This window comes from Psychrobacter sp. T6-1 (genome assembly GCF_052258445.1).
Genome location: NZ_JBQQFC010000126.1, coordinates 1 through 6,590, shown reverse-complemented (window position 1 = coordinate 6,590; position 6,590 = coordinate 1). Strand labels below are relative to the sequence as shown.

Below are 6,590 nucleotides of genomic sequence, written 5' to 3'. Positions count from 1 at the left end.
CCGATACCCATGGTCACTACTAAGCCAATCCCTAGCATAACAAAGGCAGCAATCGCTTTATTCCCCGCAAATAAGTTAGTCGCGCCATCAATCAGCGGGGCAATTTCGCCCGTCGCTTTCATCACCTCGGCAAAGCCTTGTGCGGTAATCATAATAAAGCCAATCATCGCCATGAGTTTGATACCGTCATTAAAGACTGTATCGGCATCGCGCCATTTCACCACGCCTGTTGCCATAAACACCGCAAAGCCAAACATCGAGCCCAGCAATAACGAATCCGTGTATAGCTGCACGACAAAAGCGGTAACAATGGCAGCTAAGGCAATAAGCGTCTTTATCTTACTTTGAGAAGGTGCCTCAGCAGCAGTCTTGCCTAAATCATCATTTTTGACAACCGCATCGCGTGCATCTTTATCTATCGCAAGCTGCTGATACTGGCGCGGTTTGCGGTAACTGATAAATACGGCAGTCAGCAAACCGATAAACATACCGAGCGCTGGAATCGCCATGGCCTTGACTACAGAGATGTTAGCGATATCAATGCCTGCCTCGCCGACGTTTTTAAGCATGATTTGATTAAGATAAATATCACCAAAGCCGTATGGGATAAACATATAAGTGGTGACCAAGCCAAAGGTCAACAGACAAGCAATCAGGCGTCTATCGATCTGCATACGATTAAAAGCGAGTAATAATGGCGGTACCAGCAGTGGTATAAAGGCAATATGAATGGGGATTAAGTTTTGGCTAAAGCAGCTCATCATCACAAGCCCTGCAAACAGCGTGTACTTAATCATGCCGCCTGCTGTTATGCCTGAGCCTGCCGCGTCAATACGCTTGATGACTGCTCCTGCCAAAGACTGCGGCAAACCAGAATGCGCAATTGCTACTGCAAAAGCACCAAGTAGCGCATAAGACAGCGCGATTTGTGCGCCATTGCGAATACCTTCTTGAAAAGCCGCTAAGGTATCAGTAATACCTAGACCCGCTATCAGCCCGCCTGCTAGCGCGCCAATGAGTAAGCTGAGCACCACATGCACGCGCGCTAGTGACAGCCCAAGCATAATGACGACTGCCGATAATACTGCGTTGATTGCCATGCCTTGCCCTTAAATATGTCATGTTGATAAAACTGACTTACCTATCAAAATGTAGGCATATTAAAAGGGCGTCAGTTTACCTGATTTTGGCTCTAAAGCCTATGCGTAGAAACTATCAGTTAAGAATGCGTCAAGGCGTTTTGCAGATATTACCTATCGTTAAGCCTGCTTGAGTATAAGCCTTGCAATTTTGCTTGCAAGCACCATTTATCTATACAGCAACCATGAACTTGACTGAACAAGTCTGGTGAACGAGGAAAAATATATGAGTGAATATAATATCGATAAAGACAATATCGACATCGATGTCTCGGCAGCCGTGCCAGAGACTGATGATACTACTACGGATACCAAGTCAGACAATTACTTACCGCTATTAGCGCTGCGTGATGTCGTGGTGTATCCGCACATGCAAATCGCCCTATTCGTCGGCCGCGCCCCGTCGGTCAAAGCTGTTGAATTAGCGCAAAGCGAGTATGGCAATAAAGTCCTAGTCGTCGCGCAAAAAGACTCGCTGACTGAAGATATTGATCAAGACAACTTGTATCAGTACGGTACCGTGTGCCGCATCGTTAGCACGATGCCACATGATAGCGATGAGAATTGCATAAAGGTACTCATCGAAGGCGAATACCGTGCGCGCGTTGATACCTTAGAAGATCATGGCGAGCTATTGATGGCAAGCTTTGAGCGTGCTGATATCGATGTCGCTATGGACGACAGTCAACAAAAAAACACCATCAAAGCATTAACCAGTCTATTTGAGAGCTACGCCGATGCACGCCTGCGTAATGCGCGTGAATTGACTCGCGTCGCCAAACGTATTGACGACTTACTTGAGCTGGTGTATTTCATCTCAACTCGCGTCTCGATGGATCTGGAGGTCAAGCAGTCGTTCTTAGAAGACAATGACATCAAGACCCATATCAATACCTTGACTGAATATCTGGTCAAGCAAAGCGCTGAGCAAAATATCGAACAAGATATCCAAGATGCGGTTCGTCAGCAGATGGAAGACAATCAGCGCGAGTACTTTTTAAACGAGAAGATGAAAGCGATCAAGAACGAGCTGTCTGATATGAATGACGGCGCGTTCGATGGTGAAGATGATGTGGGTGAGCTTGAGCAGCGCCTAGCAGATGCAGACTTGCCAGAGGACGTACGCAAAAAAGCTGAGCAAGAGATGAAGAAGCTTAAGATGATGCCACCAGCGTCCTCTGAGTCCTCGGTTGTGCGTAACTATATTGAGTGGATATTAGACACGCCGTGGAATGCGACGACCAAAGTATCCATCAATTTAGAAAAAGCCAAAACCACTCTTGATGAAGATCACTATGGTCTAAAAGATGTTAAAGATCGCATTTTAGAGTATCTCGCCGTGCAGTCACGAGTGAAAAAGCTTCGCGGTCCGATTCTGTGTCTCGTCGGTCCTCCTGGTGTGGGTAAAACCTCACTCGGTGAATCGATTGCACGAGCAACGGGTCGTAAGTTTGTGCGTATGGCGCTCGGCGGCGTCCGTGATGAAGCGGAAATCCGTGGTCATCGCCGTACTTATATCGGTGCGATGCCAGGCAAAATCGTTCAATCACTTGCCAAAGTAGAAGTCAAAAACCCGCTGTTTTTGTTAGATGAAGTGGACAAGATGGCGCAAGACTTCCGCGGCGATCCAGCATCAGCGCTATTAGAAGTATTAGACCCCTCACAGAATGATACGTTCAACGACCATTATCTTGATATGGACTTGGACCTATCACAAGTGATGTTTATCTGTACGGCTAACAGTATGGATATCCCGCCTGCCCTTCTGGACCGTATGGAGGTCATTCGTCTGCCGGGTTATACCGAAGAAGAAAAGGTCAATATCGCGCAGAAGTATCTGGTGCCAAAAGCGATCAAGCAAAATGGTCTCAAAGAAGGCGAGATTGAGATTGTCGAAGCAGCATTACATAGCATCGTACGCAGCTACACGCGTGAAGCAGGCGTGCGTAACCTTGAGCGTGAAGTCAACAAAATCTGCCGCAAAGTGGTTCGCGGTTCGGTTGAGACTCATGGTGCACGCGCACCGAAAAAAGATGATCGTGAGCTGGTCGTTGTCGATGACAGCAATATAGATGACTATCTTGGCGTCCATCAGTTCGACTACGGTCTGGCTGAGAAAGACCCTGAAATTGGCCGCGTAACTGGTTTGGCTTGGACACAAGTCGGTGGTGAGCTATTGACTATCGAGGCCGTCGCGATGAAAGGTAAAGGTGAGCTTAGCTTTACAGGATCGCTTGGCGACGTTATGAAAGAGTCTATTCGAGCGGCAATGACTGTGGTTCGTGCTCGCGGTGATAGCTTAGGCATTGATTATGAGACGTTCAAAACGACTGACGTCCATGTGCATATGCCAGAGGGTGCAACGCCAAAAGACGGTCCATCAGCGGGTGGTGCGCTAACGACAGCATTGGTCTCGGCGATAACTGGCATTGCAATTCGTCCTGACATTGCGATGACGGGTGAGATTACCTTGCGCGGTAAGATTCTGCGCATCGGTGGTCTCAAAGAGAAGCTACTAGCCGCGCATCGCGGTGGTATCAAGCACGTGTTGATTCCAGCGTCTAACGAGCGTGATTTGGCAGACATCCCTGATAACGTCAAGGAAGGTTTGACCATTCAGCCAGTAGCGACTATCGATGAAGTGCTTAAAGTCGCTTTGGTTAGTATACCAAAACCATTAAAGCCTGCTAAAGCGGTGGTCGATAAAACCTCCGATAAAGCATTACGTAACTAAGCCTTGATTGAAATCATATGTTAATTAGAACCAGATCTTAATTAACATATAACTATAAAGCCGCTTATCTCTGTGATAGGCGGCTTTTTTGTGAGTCTATACTGCTATATATACTTTAAAGTTCGTTAGATTATAAAAACTTTGTTTGGCAAACCCATACAATACTTACACTTATTAACCGATTGTTGCGCTTCTAGTGAATAACTATGTCTAAGTCTTGGCTATACTGGCTTCGACATTAACACTCTGTCTCAAAACTTTATGATCAGAGACGATAAATAAAAGTCTAAATTAACAAATAAACAATTGGAGATAACAATGAATAAGACAATGCTTGCAAGTGCCCTATTATGCGGTTCAGCCTTAGCGATGACGGGTTGCCAAACCGTTCAAGATCAATTACAAACGGGCAATCCATTTAGCCAGCCCACGCTTAAATCTACCGTTAATACGGTTGATGGTAATGACACTGAAGTAGGACAACTATTCTTACGTCCTGTTGATGGCGGCGTACAGGTGTATGGTAAGCTTATGAACATGGCACCAGGTAAGACAGTTGCTTTACATATTCATGAGACAGGCAGCTGTGCTATGAATGGCGAAGCAGCAGGTGGTCACTTCAACCCTGATAACTATCCGCATTCTAACCCTGACGATATGATGGGTCATGCAGGTGATTTGCCAAACATCACTGCTAATGAAGACGGTGTTGCTACTATCAATTTCGTTAACAAGCAAATAGCAGCGACTCCCGTTGGCAAGTACAGTGTGAACCGTCTAGCATTTATCGTACATAGCAATGCAGATGATTATGTGACTCAGCCAGCAGGTAATTCTGGTACGCGTATCGCCTGTGGTGTTATTGGCGCGGCATAATTACATTTAGCTCCATTAAAACATTTAGCTCTATTGAATTTTAGATAAACAAAAACCTCTTAGCGAACTAAGAGGTTTTTTTATGCAGGTACTAAAAATAGTTATTCCTCGACCCACTCGCCTTTACGCCAGTAGACGCCCCAGCGTGTGGCTTTGCCGTTTTTCTCAGAGCCAATGTACTGCTCTTTTTTCTTACGTGACCAGCGTAGTATCGTCGGATTACCATCAGGGTCTTCGTCTGGACCTTCGAATAAATACTGAAACTTATCTTCCATCTTATCTTTGATTTCTCGCAGTTCAGCCAGTTTTGGCGGACGCGTCTCCCTTACCTTTGGAAACTTGGACGCAGCTAAGAACATTCCAGCGGCTCCTTCACGCAAGATAAAGTAATCATCATGCTTAGTGGACTTAAGATCTGGCAGATGAATAGGATCCATACGCGGCGGCGCAGGCTCACCCGTTTTGAGCACTTTGCGCGTATTGTCGCAGTTTTGACAAGCAAAGTAAGGACCAAAGCGTCCTGTTTTTAGCTCCATTTGTCCATCACACTTGTTGCAGTCAATGGTTGGCGCATCAGAGCCTGGGACTTCAAATTTGCCTTCTTCTAGAATATAACCGTCGCAATCTGGGTTATTACCGCAGATATGTAGTTTAAGACCGCCATCAACGATATAGCCGTTCATCGCCGTACCATCTTTTGGACAGCGTTTTTTCTCCATCAAATCTTTGACTTCAGCCGCTTCGTCATCGCTCTCCGCGTCATCGAGATTAGCAAAAGCTTCAACGGGCATCAAATTCTTGGTGCCTTTACAGCGCTCTTTGGGCGGTAGATTGTAGCCGGTACAGCCTAAGAATACGCCTGTTGAGCCCGTACGCAGCTGCATGGGACGCGCGCATATATCACAGTGCACGTCAGGCACATCGGTCGGATCATTAGGGCGCATGCCATCAGCATCTTTGGCGTGCTCCACTTTCTTTTTAAAATCGCCGTAGAAGTTATCTAACACATCTTTCCAATCAGTATCGCCTTCTGCCACGTGATCGAGCTTATCCTCAAGCGCGGCGGTAAAGGTATAATCCATCAGATCAGGAAAGCTATCTGTCAATCTATCGGTGACAATATCGCCCATCTTTTCGGCAAACAGGCGCTTATTTTCAAGTTTGACATAGCCGCGATCTTGAATGGTTGAGATAATAGAGGCATAGGTCGAGGGACGACCGATCCCTTTCTTCTCAAGCTCTTTGACAAGGCTGGCCTCAGTGAAACGTGCTGGCGGCTTGGTAAAGTGCTGGCTGGGATCGAGCTTATCAAGTATGAGCTTGTCGCCTTTTTTGACATCAGGCAACAAGGTATCATCGGTTTTGGCAGGCGGCATCACGCGAGTATAGCCGTCAAAGGTCATAGTGCGACCGCGCGCTTTTAGCTCAACGTTGCCCGCCTCGACAAACAAATTAACCGATAAATACTTGGCTGGCATCATCTGGCAGGCAACAAATTGACGCCAAATCAGCTCATAGAGGCGAATAGCGTCACGCTCCACGCCTTTGAGCTGGGTCGATTTCATGTTGACGTTTGAGGGGCGGATTGCTTCGTGAGCCTCTTGCGCGTTTTGTTTATTGCCATAAAAGTTTGGCTTTTCTGGTACGTACTTTTGACCAAAGCTATCTTCAATATAGCCGCGCGCATTAGCTAGCGCGTCCCCTGACAAAAACGTCGAGTCGGTACGCATATAAGTAATATGACCCGCTTCGTATAGACGCTGCGCTAAGATCATCGTCTTTTTGACTGAGAACCCTAGACGCGTACTGGCCGCTTGTTGCAAGGTTGAGGTAATAAACGG

4 protein-coding genes are annotated in these 6,590 nt (G+C 46.6%); 2 read left to right on the top strand and 2 right to left on the bottom strand.

Annotated features, from left to right (window positions below):
• Window positions 1–1,100, bottom strand: a 1,100-nt coding sequence (locus ACTXGO_RS08135; RefSeq protein WP_443573992.1) for a Na+/H+ antiporter NhaC family protein, incomplete at its 3' end; no start/stop codon positions are given.
• Between the two features lie 265 nt (window positions 1,101–1,365).
• On the opposite strand from ACTXGO_RS08135, the gene lon reads away from it, so the two are divergent.
• Window positions 1,366–3,873 carry an endopeptidase La gene (lon, locus tag ACTXGO_RS08130; protein ID WP_443573990.1) on the top strand — a complete coding sequence of 836 codons (2,508 nt, stop codon included), beginning with the start codon at window positions 1,366–1,368 and terminating at the stop codon, window positions 3,871–3,873.
• 318 nt (window positions 3,874–4,191) lie between these two features.
• On the top strand, window positions 4,192–4,749 hold the full coding sequence (locus tag ACTXGO_RS08125; RefSeq protein WP_435949388.1) for a superoxide dismutase family protein: 558 nt from the start codon (window positions 4,192–4,194) through the stop codon (window positions 4,747–4,749).
• Window positions 4,750–4,850: 101 nt separating this feature from the next.
• On the opposite strand, the gene ACTXGO_RS08120 is transcribed toward ACTXGO_RS08125, so the two are convergent.
• A partial coding sequence (locus ACTXGO_RS08120; RefSeq protein WP_443573988.1) for a DNA topoisomerase occupies window positions 4,851–6,590 on the bottom strand: 1,740 nt, incomplete at its 5' end.

Coding starts and splice junctions, on each gene's coding strand:
- lon (WP_443573990.1), top strand. CDS start 1,366: ATGAGTGAATATAATATCGATAAAGACAATATCGACATCGATGTCTCG.
- ACTXGO_RS08125 (WP_435949388.1), top strand. CDS start 4,192: ATGAATAAGACAATGCTTGCAAGTGCCCTATTATGCGGTTCAGCCTTA.